The 15,920-nt window shown below is 70.7% G+C and carries 18 protein-coding genes; 15 read left to right on the top strand and 3 right to left on the bottom strand.

Annotation, left to right across the window (positions count from 1 at the left end; all coding sequences use genetic code 11):
- Positions 1–84: 84 nt before the first annotated feature.
- The 5 genes from HSX43_RS05605 (at position 85) to HSX43_RS05585 (ending at position 3,560) form a co-directional block, all read left to right on the top strand.
- Entirely contained in the window at positions 85–747 is a 663-nt protein-coding gene (locus HSX43_RS05605; RefSeq protein WP_208454489.1) for an HAD-IA family hydrolase, read from the top strand.
- Complete coding sequence (locus HSX43_RS05600) at positions 744–1,472, top strand: TauD/TfdA dioxygenase family protein (RefSeq protein WP_179379103.1); 729 nt, start codon at positions 744–746, stop codon at positions 1,470–1,472. Before HSX43_RS05605 ends, HSX43_RS05600 begins: the two co-directional genes overlap by 4 nt.
- A gap of 54 nt (positions 1,473–1,526) precedes the next feature.
- Complete coding sequence (locus HSX43_RS05595) at positions 1,527–1,919, top strand: DUF1761 domain-containing protein (protein WP_179379102.1); 393 nt, start codon at positions 1,527–1,529, stop codon at positions 1,917–1,919.
- A gap of 102 nt (positions 1,920–2,021) precedes the next feature.
- Positions 2,022–2,492 carry a transcription elongation factor GreA gene (gene greA / locus HSX43_RS05590; RefSeq protein WP_179379101.1) on the top strand — a complete coding sequence of 157 codons (471 nt, stop codon included), beginning with the start codon at positions 2,022–2,024 and terminating at the stop codon, positions 2,490–2,492.
- 84 nt (positions 2,493–2,576) lie between these two features.
- A complete protein-coding gene (locus HSX43_RS05585) occupies positions 2,577–3,560 on the top strand; it encodes a hypothetical protein (RefSeq protein WP_328795074.1) in 984 nt (327 codons plus the stop codon).
- On the opposite strand, the gene HSX43_RS05580 is transcribed toward HSX43_RS05585, so the two are convergent.
- A complete protein-coding gene (locus HSX43_RS05580; RefSeq protein WP_179379100.1) occupies positions 3,557–3,838 on the bottom strand; it encodes a peptidase in 282 nt (93 codons plus the stop codon). The genes HSX43_RS05585 and HSX43_RS05580 overlap by 4 nt on opposite strands.
- Positions 3,839–4,043: 205 nt before the next feature.
- On the opposite strand from HSX43_RS05580, the gene HSX43_RS05575 reads away from it, so the two are divergent.
- Positions 4,044–5,033: a glutathione S-transferase family protein gene (locus HSX43_RS05575; RefSeq protein ID WP_179379099.1), complete on the top strand. Its 990-nt coding sequence runs from the start codon at positions 4,044–4,046 to the stop codon at positions 5,031–5,033.
- A gap of 10 nt (positions 5,034–5,043) precedes the next feature.
- On the opposite strand, the gene HSX43_RS05570 is transcribed toward HSX43_RS05575, so the two are convergent.
- Entirely contained in the window at positions 5,044–5,337 is a 294-nt protein-coding gene (locus HSX43_RS05570) for a hypothetical protein (RefSeq protein WP_179379098.1), read from the bottom strand.
- A gap of 292 nt (positions 5,338–5,629) precedes the next feature.
- On the opposite strand from HSX43_RS05570, the gene HSX43_RS05565 reads away from it, so the two are divergent.
- The 7 genes from HSX43_RS05565 (at position 5,630) to HSX43_RS05535 (ending at position 13,172) form a co-directional block, all read left to right on the top strand.
- On the top strand, positions 5,630–6,001 hold the full coding sequence (locus HSX43_RS05565) for a DUF1636 family protein (RefSeq protein WP_179379097.1): 372 nt from the start codon (positions 5,630–5,632) through the stop codon (positions 5,999–6,001).
- A complete protein-coding gene (locus HSX43_RS05560) occupies positions 5,998–6,927 on the top strand; it encodes a threonine-phosphate decarboxylase (protein WP_179379096.1) in 930 nt (309 codons plus the stop codon). The genes HSX43_RS05565 and HSX43_RS05560 overlap by 4 nt, the downstream gene beginning before the upstream one ends.
- Positions 6,924–7,865 carry an adenosylcobinamide-phosphate synthase CbiB gene (gene cbiB, locus HSX43_RS05555; protein ID WP_179379095.1) on the top strand — a complete coding sequence of 314 codons (942 nt, stop codon included), beginning with the start codon at positions 6,924–6,926 and terminating at the stop codon, positions 7,863–7,865. The genes HSX43_RS05560 and cbiB overlap by 4 nt, the downstream gene beginning before the upstream one ends.
- 102 nt (positions 7,866–7,967) lie before the next feature.
- Complete coding sequence (locus HSX43_RS05550) at positions 7,968–8,276, top strand: DUF2834 domain-containing protein (RefSeq protein ID WP_179379094.1); 309 nt, start codon at positions 7,968–7,970, stop codon at positions 8,274–8,276.
- A 1-nt stretch (position 8,277) separates the two neighbouring features.
- Positions 8,278–9,546 carry a diaminopimelate decarboxylase gene (lysA, locus tag HSX43_RS05545; RefSeq protein ID WP_179379093.1) on the top strand — a complete coding sequence of 423 codons (1,269 nt, stop codon included), beginning with the start codon at positions 8,278–8,280 and terminating at the stop codon, positions 9,544–9,546.
- A gap of 36 nt (positions 9,547–9,582) precedes the next feature.
- Complete coding sequence (locus tag HSX43_RS05540; protein WP_235962509.1) at positions 9,583–12,207, top strand: DUF4175 domain-containing protein; 2,625 nt, start codon at positions 9,583–9,585, stop codon at positions 12,205–12,207.
- A 47-nt stretch (positions 12,208–12,254) separates the two neighbouring features.
- Positions 12,255–13,172 carry a DMT family transporter gene (locus HSX43_RS05535; RefSeq protein ID WP_179379092.1) on the top strand — a complete coding sequence of 306 codons (918 nt, stop codon included), beginning with the start codon at positions 12,255–12,257 and terminating at the stop codon, positions 13,170–13,172.
- A gap of 4 nt (positions 13,173–13,176) precedes the next feature.
- Here the strand turns inward: HSX43_RS05535 and HSX43_RS05530 are convergent, their stop codons facing one another.
- Positions 13,177–14,169, bottom strand: coding sequence for a zinc-ribbon domain-containing protein (locus tag HSX43_RS05530; RefSeq protein WP_179379091.1), 993 nt, complete (start codon positions 14,167–14,169; stop codon positions 13,177–13,179).
- A gap of 173 nt (positions 14,170–14,342) precedes the next feature.
- Here HSX43_RS05530 and HSX43_RS05525 point away from each other — a divergent pair, with 173 nt between their 5' ends.
- Both HSX43_RS05525 and HSX43_RS05520 read left to right on the top strand, forming a co-directional pair.
- A complete protein-coding gene (locus HSX43_RS05525) occupies positions 14,343–15,017 on the top strand; it encodes a cell division ATP-binding protein FtsE (RefSeq protein ID WP_179379286.1) in 675 nt (224 codons plus the stop codon).
- The gene (locus HSX43_RS05520) at positions 15,014–15,913 is read left to right on the top strand and encodes a cell division protein FtsX (RefSeq protein ID WP_179379090.1); all 900 of its coding nucleotides are present in this window, start codon (positions 15,014–15,016) and stop codon (positions 15,911–15,913) included. The genes HSX43_RS05525 and HSX43_RS05520 overlap by 4 nt, the downstream gene beginning before the upstream one ends.
- Positions 15,914–15,920 lie beyond the last annotated feature (7 nt).

Below are 15,920 nucleotides of genomic sequence, written 5' to 3'. Positions count from 1 at the left end.
ACCCGCGCGGTCCCGCCCTAGCTTTCAGGTCGAACGACGCTCACCCGCGCCGCCCGAGGCGCAACCTGCAAAGCGAGATCGATCATGCAAGCACTTCTTCTGGGCTCCATCGGTGTGCTCTCCGACACCTCCGAGTTGCAACGCGAGGCCTTCAATACGGCCTTCGAGCGGCACGGCCTCGACTGGTCCTGGGACCGGGACGCCTACCGCGAGATGCTGACCGCCTCGGGCGGCACCGCCCGTATCGCGGTGCAGGCGACCGAGGCGGGTGTCGAGATCGACGCCGCCGCCGTGCACGCCACCAAGTCCGCGCTCTTCCAGGAAATGCTTGCACAGGGCCGCGCGACGCTTCGGCCCGGCGTGCGGGCGGCGATGGACCTCGCCCGCGGCAAAGGGGCGAGGCTTGGCTTCGTCACCACGACCGGCCGGGATAATGTCGACGCCCTCCTTGCCGCGCTCGACATTCCTCCGGCCGAGTTCGATCTCATCACGAGCCGCGACGACGTGACCGAGGGCAAGCCCGCTCCCGAAGTCTATCATCTCGCCTGCGAGCGGCTGGACGTCTCGCGCACCGCCTGCGTCGCGGTCGAGGACAACGTCGACGGAGCCCGCGCGGCCAATGCCGCCGGGATCCCCTGTCTCGTCTGGCCCAATGCCAACACCGCCGGTCACGACTTCGGCGACTTGCCGAGGGTCGGCGACAGCCTGCTCGACGCCCTCCCCGGGGCACCGGTGGCCGCGCAATGACCTGGCAGGCGGCGCGCGGCGCGCTCGACCCCGAGGCCGTGCGCACGGCCCTGGGCGAGGGCGGTGTCGTCGTGATCGAGGGTGCGGGTGTGGACGACGACAGCTTCGTCGCCTTCCTCGAAGCCCTCGGGCCGCTCGCGTTCACCGAGGGCGAGACGCCGCTGGAGGGGCAGCCGAAGCTCAATTTCGTCACCAACGTCGGCCGGATGCGCCCGCCGCGGAGCGTCTTCCACACCGATACGAGCTACGTCAGCGCGCCGCCCGCCTTCACCGCGCTCAAGGCGGAGCGGATCCCCGACGCGGGCGGCGAGACCGTCTTCACCAACCAGTTCGACGCCTTCGATCGCCTGTCGCCGGATCTGAAGCTGCGGCTGCGCGGCGCGCAGGTCCTGCACAAGGCGACCGGTGTCCCCGACCCGACCGAGACCTGGCATCCGCTCTTCCGCCGCCATCCCGTCTCGGGCCGAACGGCGCTCTTCCTGTCGACACCGGAGCGCTGCGTCGACCTCGAACTGGCCGATGGCACCCGTCAGGCCGCGCTCATCGAGGCGCTCTACGCCCATTCCACCGACCCCGCGCACGAGTGGCGCCACCGCTGGTCCGAAGGGGACATCGTGATCTGGGACAACCGCTGCACGCTCCATAAGGCCGATCACTCGGCGGTCGTGGGCGACCGGGTGCTCCACCGTGGCATGGTGGCCGGCGAGGTGCCCGTCGCGGCTTGATCGACGCACCTCCTGCGCCCATGATCGGGGCGAAGACCACGTCAGGGGGCCGCCATGTCCATCCTCTTCCTCGTCCTTGCCGCGCTCGCCGGATTCGCCTTCGGGGCAATCTGGTACACGGCGCTCGCAAAGCCCTGGATGCGCCTCTCGGGCGTTCCGCTCGAAGGCGACGCGCCCGCCAACCGTTCCGACCCGGTGCCCTATGTCTCGGGCCTCGTCGCCGCGCTCGTGACCGCAGTGATGATGAACCAGCTTTTCGCCGCGGCGGGCATCGACAGCGCCGGCGCGGGCCTTCTCTGGGGGCTCGGTCTCGGGGCATTCGTCGCCGCGCCATGGCTCGTCACCTGCTACGGTTTCGCCGCCCGTCCGCGGGGCCTTATGCTGATCGACGCGGGCTATGCGACCGGCGGCAGCGGCGCGATCGGGCTTGTCCTCGGCCTGACCTGACGCGTTTTCGTTGCGCCCGCAGGCGTCGCTGATAGAGTTGCCTGAAACCAGCGGGTCGGCCACGGCCCCGGCACCAAGACACAGCTATCCGACGAGAGACCGATGGAAAAATTCCCGATGACGCCGCGCGGCCACGCGGCGCTGCAGACCGAGTTGAAACATCTCAAGTCCGAGGAACGGCCCGCGATCATCCGTGCCATCGCCGAGGCGCGGGAGCACGGCGACCTGTCGGAGAACGCCGAGTACCACTCCGCGCGCGAGAAGCAGTCCTTCATCGAGGGCCGCATCAAGGAGGTGGAGGGGCTCATCTCGCTTGCCGAGGTCATCGACCCCTCGAAGATGTCCGGTTCCATCAAGTTCGGGGCGACCGTCAGCCTGATCGACGAGGACACCGAGGAGGAGAAGACCTACCAGATCGTGGGCGAGGCCGAGGCCGACATCGAGAACGGCCTGCTCAACATCAAGTCGCCGCTCGCCCGCGCCCTCATCGGCAAGGAGGAGGGCGACTCGGTCGAGGTGCGCACGCCGGGCGGGACGCGCGACTACGAGGTCGCCAAGGTCGAATACAAGTGAGCCGTGGCCCGAGCCGCCCCTCCCCGCGCGCCTGACGCGCCCACAGACACGCCGGCCCCGGCGCGCGCGCGTCTGCATCTCAGGGTGCCGCGCCGCAGAGCCTCGCAGCAAACCGCGCGGGGTCTGACGCCGGTGGAAATCGCCGCGCTCGTCTTTACGCTCCTCTGGCTCGGCCTCGTCGGCTGGTTCTTCCTGACGCTGCCCGAAGACGCGGCGCGGCTGACGCGGGGCGACCCGCTGCGCTTCATGACGACGCTTCTCGGCGTCGCCCTGCCCGTCGCTCTGATCTGGGTCGCCACCTCCACCGCGCGCACCGCACAGACCATGCGCGAGGAGAGCGCCCGGCTGCGCGCCGCCATGGAGACGATGCGCGAGAGCTACGACGCCAGCCAGACGCGCGCCGCCGAAGAGCTGCGGGGTGCGCTCGACGCCCGGATCGAGGAGATGAATCAGGCCCAGGCCGTCCTCGGGGCCGAACTCGCCGCGCTCCAGAACCCGAAGGCCGCCGTTCTCACCGCGCCCGTCCGGCCCGATCCGCCCGCCGGACGCCCCGTCGCGCAGGGCGCGCTCGCGCTCGAGACCGAACCGGAGGCCGAGCCGCTTCCGCCCGAGGATTTCATCCGCGCGCTCAACTTCCCCGAGACCGACCGCGATGCCGAGGGCTTCCGCGTGCTCCGCCGTGCGCTCGAACATCACGGCACGGGCCAGCTCGTCACCGCCTCGCAGGACATCCTGACGCTCCTCGCGCAGGACGGCATCTACATGGACGACCTTACCGTCCACCGTGCCGATGCCGTGCTCTGGCGGGCTTTCGCCGAGGGCAACCACGGATCGGACGTCGCCGCGCTCGGCGGCATCCGCGACCGCTCGTCGCTTGCGCTGACGGCCGCCCGCATGAAGGAGGACACGGTCTTCCGCGACGCGGCCCATCACTTCCTGCGCACCTTCGACCGGGTCTTCGCCGACTTCGCTCCCCGTGCCACCGACGGCGAGATCACGGCCTTCGCCAACACCCGCACGGCCCGCGCCTTCATGCTCTGCGCCCGGGTCGCCGGCACCTTCGATTAGGGGAGGTCCGCGAATCCCCATCGCAGGAGGCCGTAGATGTAGAGCGCGGTGAAGAGAAGGTTGATCCATTTCAACTGCCGCTCCCCGTGGAGCCAGGCACAGCCGATCCAGATCAGGCAGAACGGCAGACCGAAGACCATCGGCCAGGGATCGAGATCCTGCACGATGGCGATTGTGCTGGCGACCCCCAGCACCAGGGCGAGCCATTTCAGGCGTCGCTCCTGACGGGCGAGGCCGGCTTCGAGCAGCAGGGCAAACGGACGACGGACCGGAGACATGGCACTCCTTCGCGCGAAGTAGACGACGATGTATGGAGACCGTAGGGCATCCACCGGCCGGTCATGCGCTGCTTACCTCAAGCCGCCCACTCCCGACAATCCCTGCGCGCCACCGCGCATCGCCTGCGCGCGACGTCCTGTTTATGCAGATGCCCGTCCCGCTATCGTTCTGTCTTGCACAATGGACACACGAAGCGGAGGCTCCATGGGACAGCTCTTCGACGGCACCTGGCACGACACCTGGTACGACACCAAGTCCACCGGCGGAAAGTTCGTGCGCTCCACCGCCGGGTTTCGCAACTGGGTGACGGCCGACGGCAGCGCGGGCCCGTCTGGGGACGCCGGCTTCGAGGCCGCAGCCGGGCGCTACCACCTCTATGTCTCGCTTGCCTGCCCTTGGGCGCACCGCGCGCTCGTCTTCCGCAAGCTCAAGGGCCTCGAAGACCTGATCGACGTGTCGGTCGTGCATCCCGACATGCTCTCCGACGGCTGGACCTTCGAGACCGACGCCGACGGGGCCACCGGCGACCGGCTCTTCGACCTGCCCTTCCTGCGCGACATCTACACCCGCGCCAAACCCGACGTGTCGGGCCGGGTGACCGTGCCCGTGCTCTGGGACAAGGAGAGAGGCACCATCGTCTCGAACGAATCCTCCGAGATCATCCGGATGTTCAACTCGGCCTTCGACGGGCTGACGGGCAACCGGCTCGACTTCTATCCCGAGGCACTGCGCCCCGAGATCGACCGGATCAACGCGCGCGTCTATTCCGACGTCAACAACGGCGTCTACAAGTCCGGCTTCGCCACCACCCAGTCAGCCTATGACGACGCCGTCACCACGCTCTTCGACGCGCTCGACTGGCTGGAGGAGCTGCTCGGTCAGCGTCGCTACCTCGCGGGCGAGCGCCTGACCGAAGCCGACTGGCGGCTCTTCACCACGATGGTCCGCTTCGACCCGGTCTACCACCTGCATTTCAAGTGCAACCGCCGGCGGCTCATCGACTATCCGAACCTCTGGGGGCACACGCGCGAACTCTATCAGGTGCCGGGCGTCGCGGGGACGGTCGGAATGGCGCATATCGTGCGGCACTACCACTACAGCCACGAATCGATAAATCCGCATCGGATCATACCGATCAATCCGGTGATCGACTGGGCCGCGCCCCACGGGCGCGACCATCTCGCCGCCGCCTGACGACGCGCCGTCAGGCGGCCACGTGGTCCGCGCGCTCCTTCGCCTGAAAGGCCAGGATCGATGCGAGGTCGGTCGGGTCGACCGGTCCGCTCAGGAGCACGGCGGCATTGCCGACGTGCCCGAAGAGGGATCCGTCCGCCATCAGGCCACCGCCGCCCAAAAGGACGATGCGCGCCTCGGGGCGCCGGTAGCTGCAGAAATCCGCCACCGCCAGCGGGCTGCCCCGCGTCAGAGCGAGATCGATCAGGACGACGGCCGGATCACGCTCGCAGACCCAGAGGGCCGCCTCGTGCTGGCTCGTCACCCGACAAAGCCCGACTCCTTCCGCGCGCAGGCGCTGACGCGTCCTTGCTTCCGCGTCATCGTTCTCAAAGCACTGGCCGACAGCCAGCACCACAATGCCCGGTCTCATCATGTCAAAACCTTTCGCGGACTAGCCGCAGGCCCCTCGCCCTGACCCGACTCTCTGCTTCGAATCCTAACGAAGTGTTAATTCGCGCCGGTGCGGAAATGCGGAAGCGGTTTTGTGCCGATTGCCCCGCGCCGCGCCCCGGTCTATCGCTGGCGGGCGACCCCGAACCGCTGCGGAGCTTTCGATGCCGACGACGATAACCATCTGCGACACCTGCAAACGGGAGGGTTGGGACGCGACCTCCGGCACGACCGACGGCGAAGCCCTCGCCGCCCTCGTCGAGGCCGCCGCCGCGACGGCCGAGGGCGTCGTCACGCGCCGCCATTCCTGCCTCATGGGCTGCAGCGGGGCGTGCAACGTGACCGTCCAGGCACCGGGCAAGATGGCCTATACCCTCGGCCGCTTCGACCCCACCGAGGAGGCGGCACAGGGCATCGTCGACTACGCGGCACGCCATTCCGCCGCCGAGACCGGCGTCGTCCCCTTTCGGGAGTGGCCGCTGCCGATCAAGGGCCATTTCGTCACCCGTCATCCGCCGCTTGCGGACGAGGGGTGACCGGGCGCGATCACGGCGGCGGACTCGATGCGGCCCGCGCCAACTGGGGCGGAGCCGCGGCCGACTGGCTCGATCTCTCGACGGGTATAAATCCGGTGCCCTACCCGCTGCCCGACATCCCGGCCGCCGACTGGACGGCCCTGCCGGACACCGGCGCGCAGGAGGCCCTCGTCGCGGCCGCACGGGCGTTCTGGCAGGTGCCCGAGACAGCGGCGATCCTGCCTGCGCCCGGGGCCTCGGCCCTGATCGCGCGGATGCCGATGCTGGCGCGGCCCGGCCCGGTCGACATCCCCGGCCCCACCTACAACGAACACGCCGCCGCCTTCGCCGCGGCGGGCCACACGATCGGACCGTCCGACACCACCCGCGTCCTCGTCCACCCCAACAACCCCGACGGCCGCCTCTGGTCGCGTGCCGACACCGACGCGGGCCTTTGCATCGTCGACGAGAGCTTCTGCGACGTCACGCCCTTCGAAACCTTCGCGGACATGGCGCAGCACGACAACATCGTCCTGCTGAAATCCTTCGGGAAGTTCTGGGGCCTCGCCGGTCTGCGGCTCGGCTTCGCCATCGGCCAACCCGCGACCATCGCGCCACTGGCCGACGCGCTCGGCCCCTGGCCGGTTTCGGGGCCCGCACTCCGCATCGGCACGGCCGCGCTGCGCGACACCGCCTGGGCCGAGGAGACCCGCGCCCGCCTCGCCACGGAGGCCGCGCGTCTCGACCGGCTGATGGCACGGCACGGTAGCCGCGTCGGCGGAACCGATCTCTTCCGCCTCTACGACGTCGGCGACGCCTCCGCGCTTCAGGCCCGGCTGGCACGCGCCCACGTCTGGTCGCGGGTCTTCCCCTATTCCGACGGCTGGGTCCGGCTGGGCCTGCCGCAGGCCGACCGCTGGCCGCAGCTCGAGGCGGCGCTCGCATGATCCTTGCGCTCGCCATGGTGCTCGACGCCGCCCTCGGCGAACCGGAGTGGCTCTGGTCGCGCATCAAACACCCCGCGGTCCTCCTCGGTCAGGCGGTCGATGCGCTCGACACGCGACTGAACGACGGATCGACCCGCCGCGCCAAGGGCATCGCCACGACACTTCTGCTGGCCGGCGGCGCGTGGTGCCTCGGCTGGCTGATCGCGGTCATTCCCGATTACGGCCTCCTGGAAATGCTCGGAGCCGCGATCCTGCTCGCGCAACGCAGCCTCGTCGACCACGTCCGCGCCGTCGCAGACGCCCTGCGCGAGAACCTGCCCGCCGGCCGCCGCGCGGTGGCGCGCATCGTGGGGCGCGACACCGCAGAGATGACCGAGGCCGAGGTCGCCCGCGCCGCCATCGAGAGCGGAGCCGAGAACCTGTCGGACGGCGTCATCGCCCCAGCCTTCTGGTTCGTCCTTGGCGGGTTGCCGGCGATGCTGGCCTACAAGGCCGTCAGCACGGCGGACAGCATGATCGGCTACCGCACCGAGCGCCACGCAGAATTCGGCTGGGCCGCCGCGCGGCTCGACGACGTCCTGAACTGGGTGCCCGCTAGGCTCACAGCCCTCCTTATGCTCACCGTCCACGGGGCGCTGCGCCACTGGCACCGCGTCCCGAACGACGCGCGACAGCACCGTTCGCCCAACGCCGGATGGCCCGAGGCCGCCATCGCGCCGCTCCTCGGCGTGGCCCTCGCCGGGCCGCGCAGCTACGAGGGCACGGTGACCGATTTCCCCTGGGTGAACCCGACCGGCCGCCGCGACGCAGGCGCAGGCGACATCGAGGCGGCCTGCGGCATTCTCTGGGCGACCTGGGCCGGGGCGCTCGCGCTCGTGATGCTCGCCGCCGCCCTGCCGACCCTCCTCTGGTTCGCCGCGGCCAGCCTCGCGCTCTGAAGTCACATCTTCCTGCCGGAAATACTCCCGCCGGAGGCCACCGCCCGTTTCCACCCGCGCCCGCGCTCTATATGAGGGCGCGAGACCACCAAGGGGCCCCACATGACACCGATCCGCATCCTCTGGCTTCTGCTCTGCGTCGCGGGGGTGATCCTGCCGATGCGCTACTTCATCCCGTGGCTGCAGGCGAACGACTGGGACATCATGGCGATGGTCGACGCGTGGCACGTCAACGATGCCACCTCGGGCCTCGTGTGGGATCTGACGGTCGCGGCGCTCACGCTCACCGTCTGGGTCGTGTGGGAGTCGGTGCAGCGTCGCAACTGGGTCGGCCTCCTCGCCATTCCCGCCACCTATTTCGTGGGCGTCTCGCTCGGCCTGCCCCTCTACCTCTTCCTGCGGAGCCGCTGACATGGATCACTTCCTCTACCAGGGCGGCGTCCTCCACGCCGAGGACATCCCCCTGCCCGAGATCGCGGCCTCCGTCGGCACGCCCGCCTACGTCTATTCCGCGGCGACGCTCCTGCGGCACTACACGCTCTTCGACGAGGCGCTGGCCTGGGGCCCGCATCTCGTCTGCTACGCGGTCAAGGCGGCGTCCAACGTCGCCATCCTGAAGCTTCTGGGCGATGCCGGGGCCGGGATGGATGTCGTCTCGGAGGGTGAATACCGCCGTGCCCGCGCCGCGGGCGTGCCGGGCGAACGCATCGTCTTCTCGGGCGTTGGCAAGACCGAGGGCGAGATGCGGCACGTGCTGGAGAACGGCATCCGCCAGATCAACCTCGAGTCCGAACCCGAATACCGGATGCTCTCGCGCATCGCCTCCGAGATGGGCATCGAGGTGCCCGTGACGGTGCGCGTGAACCCGGACGTGGACGCGAAGACCCACGAGAAGATCGCCACCGGAAAGTCCGACAACAAGTTCGGCATCCCGATCGCCCGCGCCCGCGAGGTCTATGCCGAGATCGCGTCACTGCCCGGCCTCAAGATCACCGGCATCGACGTCCACATCGGCTCGCAACTGACAGACCTGGAGCCTTTCCGCGCGGCCTATCGCAAGGTGGCCGATCTAACCGAGACGCTCCGCGCCGACGGGCACGCGATCGACCGTCTCGACCTCGGCGGCGGGCTCGGAATCCCCTACGCCCGCTCCAACCTCGCGCCGCCGGTCCCGCTCGAATACGGGCAGGTCATCCGCGACGAGGTCGGGCACCTCGGCTGCGAAATCGAGATCGAACCGGGCCGCCTCATCGCCGGGAACGCGGGTATTCTCATGGCCTCCACCATCTTCGTGAAGGAAGGGGAGGGCCGGGACTTCCTGATCTTGGACGCGGCGATGAACGACCTGATCCGCCCGGCGATGTACGGCGCGCATCACGACATCATCCCCGTAGTCGAACCGGCACCGGGCGTCGAAACCCGCCCCTTCGACATCGTCGGCCCCGTCTGCGAAAGCGGCGACACCTTCGCCAAGGGCCGCGAGATGTCGCCGGTCGACCCGGGTGACCTCATCGCCTTCCGCTCGGCGGGAGCCTATGGCGCGGTCATGTCGAGTGAGTACAACTCCCGCCCGCTCATCCCCGAGGTGCTCGTGCAGGGCGATCAATACGCGGTGATCCGCCCGCGCCCCACCTATGAGGAGATGATTTCGCGCGATAGTGTTCCCCATTGGCTGGATTGACCCTACCTTAGGGCCATCGACCACGGGGAGGGTCTTTTGACCGACCAAAAGCCACCCGCGAAACGCTCCATCGCCGGAGCCCTGCGCCTGACGCAGCTCGGTCTCTGGGCCGAGCGGATCACCCATGCGTTCTGGCCGGCCTGGACGGCGGCCTTCGTCGGTGTCGCGCTCTGGGCGTCGGGTCTCGTGCCGCCGCTGTGGGAGCTGTCGGCCATCGGGGCCGCGGCCCTCGTGGCGCTCGGCCTCTTCGTGGCGGGTCTCTGGAACTTCCGCGCGCCCACGCGCGCCGACACCTTCGCCCGCGTCGACGCCACGCTGCCCGGCCGCCCCATTGCCACGCTCAACGACGACATCGCCATCGGCGGCGACGATCCGGCCGCCGCCGCCGTCTGGGCCGCGCACCGCCGCCGCATGGCCGAACGCCTCGCCGCCGCACGCGCCGTTCCGGGCGATCTGCGCGTCTCGCGCCGCGACCCCTATGCGCTGCGCTACATGGCCGTGCTCCTCGCCGCGCTCGGGCTCCTCTTCGGGACGCTCCTGCGCGTGCCCGAAGCGCCGGCCCTGCCGGGTGTCGGCCAGCAGGTCGCCACCGGCCCCGCCTGGGAGGGCTGGCTCGAGCCGCCGCGGCACACGGGCCTGCCGACGCTTTACCTCGCCGACATCGAGCCCGGCGCAGTGGAGGTGCCCGAGGGCACGCGCGTCACACTTCGGCTCTATGGTGAGGTCGGCGCGCTCGCAGTCTCCGAAACCGTGTCGGGCCGGTCCGAAACCGACCCCTCCGCGCCCCTGCAGGACTTCGAAGTCACGCAGTCCGGCACCCTTGCCATCGACGGGGCCGACGGTGCGCCGCTCTGGACGCTGACCGCGACGCCGGACACCGCCCCCGAGGTCGACGTCGCCGGCGATCCGGCCTTCGCCTTCCCCGACCAGGTGACGTTGCCCTGGACGGCGCGCGACGACTACGGCGTGACCGCAGCCGAGATCACCATCGCGCTCGACGCCGAGGGCACCGACCGGCGCCACGGCCTCGCCATCGAGCCCGAGCCGCGCGAGCCGCTGACGCTCGACATGGCCCTGCCGATCACCGGCGACCGGGCAGAGATCGCCGAGACGTTCCGAGCGGAGCTGACCGAGCATCCGCTTGCGGGCATGCCCGTGACGCTCCGCCTGCGGGCGACCGACGCCGCCGGGCAGACGGGCGAGACCACGGCGCGCGTCGTGCTGCCAGGTCGCTCCTTCTACGATCCGATCGCCTCGGCCCTCATCGAGCAGCGGCGCGACCTCAACTGGTCCCGCGCCAACCGGGAGCGGGTCTCGCGCCTTTTGAAGGCTGTCACCTGGCAGGCGGACGGCACCTGGAACGCCCCGACCGCGTATCTCATCACCCGCATGGCCATCCGCCGCCTCGATGCCGGGCCGCTGACGCTGGAGAGCCGTGACGAGATTGCCGACATGCTCTGGCAGGCCGCCACGCGGATCGAGGACGGCTCCCTCGACAGCGCGCTCGCACGGCTCCGCGAGGCGCAGGAGCGGCTGGCCGAAGCCATCCGGCAGGGCGCATCGCCGGAGGAGATCGACCGTCTCATGGCCGAGATGCGCGAGGCGATGGACGACTATACCCGCCAGCTCGCGCAGCAGCAGGGACAGGAGGGCCAGCAGCAACAGCAGGCCCAGGGCGAGATGCAGGAGATCACGCCCGACATGCTCGACGAGATGATGCAGCGCATCGAGGAACTCATGCAGCAGGGCCGCACAGCCGAGGCGCAGGAGCTTCTGCGCCAGCTGCAGGAGATGATGGAAAACATGCAGGTCACGCAAGGCCCGGGCGGCGGCGGTGAGGGTCAGCAGGGCGAAGGTCAGCAGGCCATGGACGAGTTGCGCGACCAGCTTCGCGAGCAGCAGGGCCTCTCGGACGAGGCCTTCCGGCAGCTGCAGGAGCAGTTCAATCCGAACGCTCAGGCCGGCGAAAGCCAGCAGAACCAGGGCGCGAACGGCGGCGGTCAGGGCCAGAGCGAGCAGCATTCTCCCGGTGGCGGCCAGCAGGGTCAGGGTCAACCGGGGCAAGAGGGCCAGGGCCAGCAATCGGCCGAGCCGGGCCAGGGCGGCGGCGAGAGCCGGCCGGGCACCGACCCGTCGCAGGGCGGCGGCGGCACGCCCGAGGACCTGGCCCGCCGGCAACAGGCCCTGCGCCAGGGGCTCGAGACGCTCCGGAACAACCTGCCCGGTGCCGGCAGCGAGGCCGGAGAGGCTGCGCGCGAAGCCCTCGGCCGCGCCGAGGAGGCGATGGAGGATGCCGAGCAGGACCTCGCCGACGGCAACCTCGGTGGCGCGCTCGACGATCAGGCGCGCGCCATGGACGCGCTGCGCGACGGGATGCAGCAACTGGGCCGCGCGCTCGCCGGTGACCGGCCGCCCGCGGGCGAACAGCGCGCCAACCCCGGCCAGCAGGGCAACCGGACGGGCCGCGCGATGGACCGCGACCCCCTCGGCCGGCAATCGGGCGAGGGCGGCCAGATCGGCAGCACCGAGTCGCTCGGCGAAGGCCCCGAGGCGCAGCGCCGCGCCCGCGACCTGATGGACGAGATCCGCCGCCGCTCGGGCGAGCGCGACCGTCCCCAGATCGAGCTCGACTACCTGCGCCGCCTGCTCGACCGTTTCTGACGCCGCTACGCGTTCCCCTCGGTGCGCCGCCCGGCTAGGGTCCGCCCATGGCCAAACCCCTCGACCCGCCCCGCCGCGACAATATCCCGCTCGGCGTCTCCACCATCGTCGGGACGGTTCTGGCCCTTTCGCTCGGGGATGCGCTCATAAAGGCGCTCGGCGGCGGAGGCGGCATGGGTCTCTGGCAGCTCTTCGCCACGCGTTCCCTCGTCGCCTTTCCCGTCCTCCTCATCGGTGCGCTCCTCCTTTTCGGGGTCGCGCGCCTCAGGCCCCGCGCCTGGGGCTGGATCGGTCTTCGCTCCGCGCTGCTGACGATCATGTGGATCGCCTATTACCTCTCGCTGCCGCTCCTGCCGCTCGCCGTCGCCGCGGCGGCCTACTACACGCTGCCGCTTTTCATCGTCGCCTTCGCCGCCCTCTTCGGAGGGGAACGCGTGGGACGGACGCAATGGGCGGGCGTGACGATCGGCTTCATCGGCATCCTCCTCGTCCTGCGCCCCGGAGGCGAGGCCTTCGCCTGGGCAGCGCTCCTGCCGATCCTGTCGGCCATGCTCTATGCCGCCGCGATGATCCTGACGCGGACGAAGTGCCAGGCCGAGCACCCGGCGACGCTGGCGCTCGGCCTGAATGCCACGTTCATCCTGACCGGTCTGGCCGGGCTCCTGCTGGGCCGTATCCTCGCGCTCGACCCGCCGGGCTTCCTCTCGACCGGATGGACGGCGATGGACGCGGAGGCCTGGCGCACGACGCTGATCCTCGCCGCGCTCATCCTCGTGGCGTCGGTCGGCACCGCGGTCGCCTATCAGGCGGCTCCGGCCGCGACGATCGGCACCTTCGACTTCGCCTATATCGGCTTCGCGCTCGTCTGGGGCGCGCTCTTCTTCGAAGAGACGCCGGAGCCCGCCGCGCTGGCCGGCATCGCGCTCATCGTCGCGGCCGGCATTCTGGCCGTCCGCCGTCCATGACGCCTCAGGTGTCGGGCGCGATCTTCTCGGTGAGCGCCTCGGCGGCGGCGGCGAGGGCCACGCGCTGCGCATCGACCCAGTCGGAGTAGCCGTCGAGCAGGCCGGCGACGGCCGGCACCGCCGTCGCGATCGCCTCGGCGAAGACATAGGCCCCCACCGCCAGCAAGACCGCGGCGCAGACGACGAGGAAACCGATCCGGAACCCGCTGCTGCGCTTGGCGATCTGCGGGGCCACGGCCTCGGCGGCGGCCTCCGCCTCGGCTTCCGCCTGACGCTCGTCGGGCCGGAGCGAAGAGTTGATCTCCTCGATGTCGGGCAAAAGTTCCCGCCGGGTGGAGCGCACGGCTCCGGTCGCGGCGGCGGCCCGGACGGCGCGTTCCTCGGGTGTCAACTCTTCCGCGGGCCTGTCATCGTCCCCGGTCCTGGCGTCGTCGGGGTCAGACGCATCGCGCAAGGTCGCGGCGATGGCCTCGGACATCTCCAGGTCGTCGTCCTCGGTCCGGGGAACGGCCGCCTTCTGCGACCGGCGGCCACGTTGCGCCGCCTCGGCCATGCGCGCGCGCTCGGCGGCGGCGCGGGCCCGGCGCTCGGCGACGGGATCGGCCGGAGCCTCCTCCGGGGTCTCGTCCTCGGGGGCTTCGGTCGCGGGGGCAACCGCGATCTCCTCTTCGTCGGGCGCGGGCTCCTCCGACTCCTCGTCGCCGGCCCTGAGCCGGTCTTCCCGCGCGCGCTCCTCGCGCAGGATGTCGAGCGTCTCCTGATCCGGCTCCCGCCGGCGATAGACCGGGGCCGGTTCGTCCTCGGCCTCCTCCGGCTCCGGCACCTCCCGCGTCGGCCGACGCACGGCGCGCTCCTCGACCGCGGTCACGTCCCGTGCGCGCCCCTCCTGAAACCACGTCGTCCCGCAGTTCGAGCATTGCACGTCCCGCCCGTCCGCAGGGATCAGCTCGTCGCCCACCTCGTATTGGGCGTTGCAGTTCGGACAGGTGATGCGCATGGGTGACTATGCGTCCTTCATCGACAATTCGTCACACCGCGCCCGATTGACCCCGCCCTGTCAAGCCTGCGCCCCCGGGATGCGCGGGCGTTTGTGGCCCCGCAGGCACCCCGGGCGGAGATTGCGTCAAAATCATGGCTGGGGCAGAAGGGCACGAAACAGGGACGGCAGGCGTGATCGAGCTTCAGAACGCGGGATATTCCTACGGCCACGGCAGCCTGCTGTCGGAGCTGTCGCTCGCTTTGCCGTCGGGGTCGTTCCACTTCCTCGTTGGGCCGTCGGGCGCGGGCAAGACGACCCTGCTCAAGCTCTGCTACGGCGACCTGAAACCCACGTCCGGGGCAGTGATGCTCGACGGCCGCGACACGCGCGGAATGGGCCGCGACGGGTTGGCGCAGATGCGGCGGCGCATCGGCGTCGTCCATCAGGACTGCCAGTTCATCGACCACCTCACCATCCGCGAGAACGTCGCGCTGCCGCTCATGGTCTCGGGCCGGGACTTGGCCGCAGAGGCGGGCAACCTCGATCAGCTTCTGGGCTGGGTCGGCCTTGCCCCCCGTGCCGCCGCGCGCCCGCCCGAGCTGTCCGGTGGCGAGCGCCAGCGTGCCGCCCTCGCCCGCGCCATCATCATGGACCCGGAGGTCATCATCGCGGACGAGCCCACCGGCAACATCGACTGGGAGATGTCACAGCGCCTGTTGTCGCTCCTCGCCGAGCTCAACCGGCTGGGCAAGACGGTGCTCGTCGCCACGCACGATCTCGCGCTCATCCGCGCGGCCAAGGCACAGGTCTCGGCGCGCGTGCTGCGTCTCGCAGGTGGGGTGCTGCAGGCGGGAGCGGAGCTATGAACCGCTTGCGCGCCCTCCTCGACGCCGCGCTCGGCGACCGGCAGGCCGACCGCGTCGTCCCGCCCGCCGGGCACACCGTCTGGCTCACGGTGCTGACGGCGGCGGCCATGGCCTTCCTTGCCGTCTTCGCGCTGGCCCTCTCGCTCGCCACGGGCCGTCTCGCCGACCGCTGGGCCGACAGCCTGGCGCAGGCCGCGACGATCCGCGTCTCCGCGCCCCCGGAGCAGGCCGACGCCCAGGTCGCTGCAGTTGCCGCCATACTCGCCGCCACCCCCGGTGTCGCCGACGCGCGTCCCCTGGAGGAGACCGAGCAGGCCGCTCTGCTGGAGCCCTGGCTCGGCCCCGACCTGCCGCTCGACACGCTGCCCCTGCCCCGGCTGATCGAGGTGACGGGCACCGAGGATCTCGACGTCGAGGGCCTGCGCCAGCGCCTTGCCGCAGAGGTGCCGGGGGCGACCTACGATGACCACACCCGCTGGCGCGCGCCGCTGGTGCAGGCCGCCGACAGGCTCCGCACCCTAGGCCTCCTCGCGCTCTCGCTCATCGCCGGCACGCTTGCTGCCATGGTTACCCTTGCCGCGCAGGCCGCACTCGCCGCGAACCGCCCCGTCATCCGCGTCCTGCGGCTCGTCGGGGCGCGCGACGCCTATGTCGCCCGGGCCTTCACCCGGCGCTACACCCTGCGGGCCGCCGCGGGGGCTGCCCTCGGCACGGTCCTCGGCGGGATCGCGACGGCCTTCCTGCCCGAGGCCAGCGCCGCCGGCGGCTTCCTCACCGGTCTGGGTTTCACCGGCGCAGCGTGGCTCCTCCTGCCGCTCGTCCCGCTCTTCGCCGGCCTCGTCGCCTTCCTCGCCACCCGCCGCGCGGCCCTGTCGGCGCTGGCCCGCTTCGAATAAGGTCGCG

Source organism: Jannaschia marina, from assembly GCF_013404595.1.
GTDB classification, from domain to species: Bacteria; Pseudomonadota; Alphaproteobacteria; order Rhodobacterales; family Rhodobacteraceae; genus Jannaschia; species Jannaschia marina.
This window is presented reverse-complemented; position numbering and strand designations above follow the sequence as displayed.

Bases quoted from the DNA above. Each gene is read 5' to 3' on its own strand.
- HSX43_RS05605 (WP_208454489.1), top strand. From the start codon at position 85: ATGCAAGCACTTCTTCTGGGCTCCATCGGTGTGCTCTCCGACACCTCC.
- HSX43_RS05600 (WP_179379103.1), top strand. From the start codon at position 744: ATGACCTGGCAGGCGGCGCGCGGCGCGCTCGACCCCGAGGCCGTGCGC.
- HSX43_RS05595 (WP_179379102.1), top strand. From the start codon at position 1,527: ATGTCCATCCTCTTCCTCGTCCTTGCCGCGCTCGCCGGATTCGCCTTC.
- greA (WP_179379101.1), top strand. From the start codon at position 2,022: ATGGAAAAATTCCCGATGACGCCGCGCGGCCACGCGGCGCTGCAGACC.
- HSX43_RS05580 (WP_179379100.1), bottom strand. From the start codon at position 3,838: ATGTCTCCGGTCCGTCGTCCGTTTGCCCTGCTGCTCGAAGCCGGCCTC.
- HSX43_RS05575 (WP_179379099.1), top strand. From the start codon at position 4,044: ATGGGACAGCTCTTCGACGGCACCTGGCACGACACCTGGTACGACACC.
- HSX43_RS05565 (WP_179379097.1), top strand. From the start codon at position 5,630: ATGCCGACGACGATAACCATCTGCGACACCTGCAAACGGGAGGGTTGG.
- cbiB (WP_179379095.1), top strand. From the start codon at position 6,924: ATGATCCTTGCGCTCGCCATGGTGCTCGACGCCGCCCTCGGCGAACCG.
- HSX43_RS05550 (WP_179379094.1), top strand. From the start codon at position 7,968: ATGACACCGATCCGCATCCTCTGGCTTCTGCTCTGCGTCGCGGGGGTG.
- lysA (WP_179379093.1), top strand. From the start codon at position 8,278: ATGGATCACTTCCTCTACCAGGGCGGCGTCCTCCACGCCGAGGACATC.
- HSX43_RS05535 (WP_179379092.1), top strand. From the start codon at position 12,255: ATGGCCAAACCCCTCGACCCGCCCCGCCGCGACAATATCCCGCTCGGC.
- HSX43_RS05530 (WP_179379091.1), bottom strand. From the start codon at position 14,169: ATGCGCATCACCTGTCCGAACTGCAACGCCCAATACGAGGTGGGCGAC.
- HSX43_RS05520 (WP_179379090.1), top strand. From the start codon at position 15,014: ATGAACCGCTTGCGCGCCCTCCTCGACGCCGCGCTCGGCGACCGGCAG.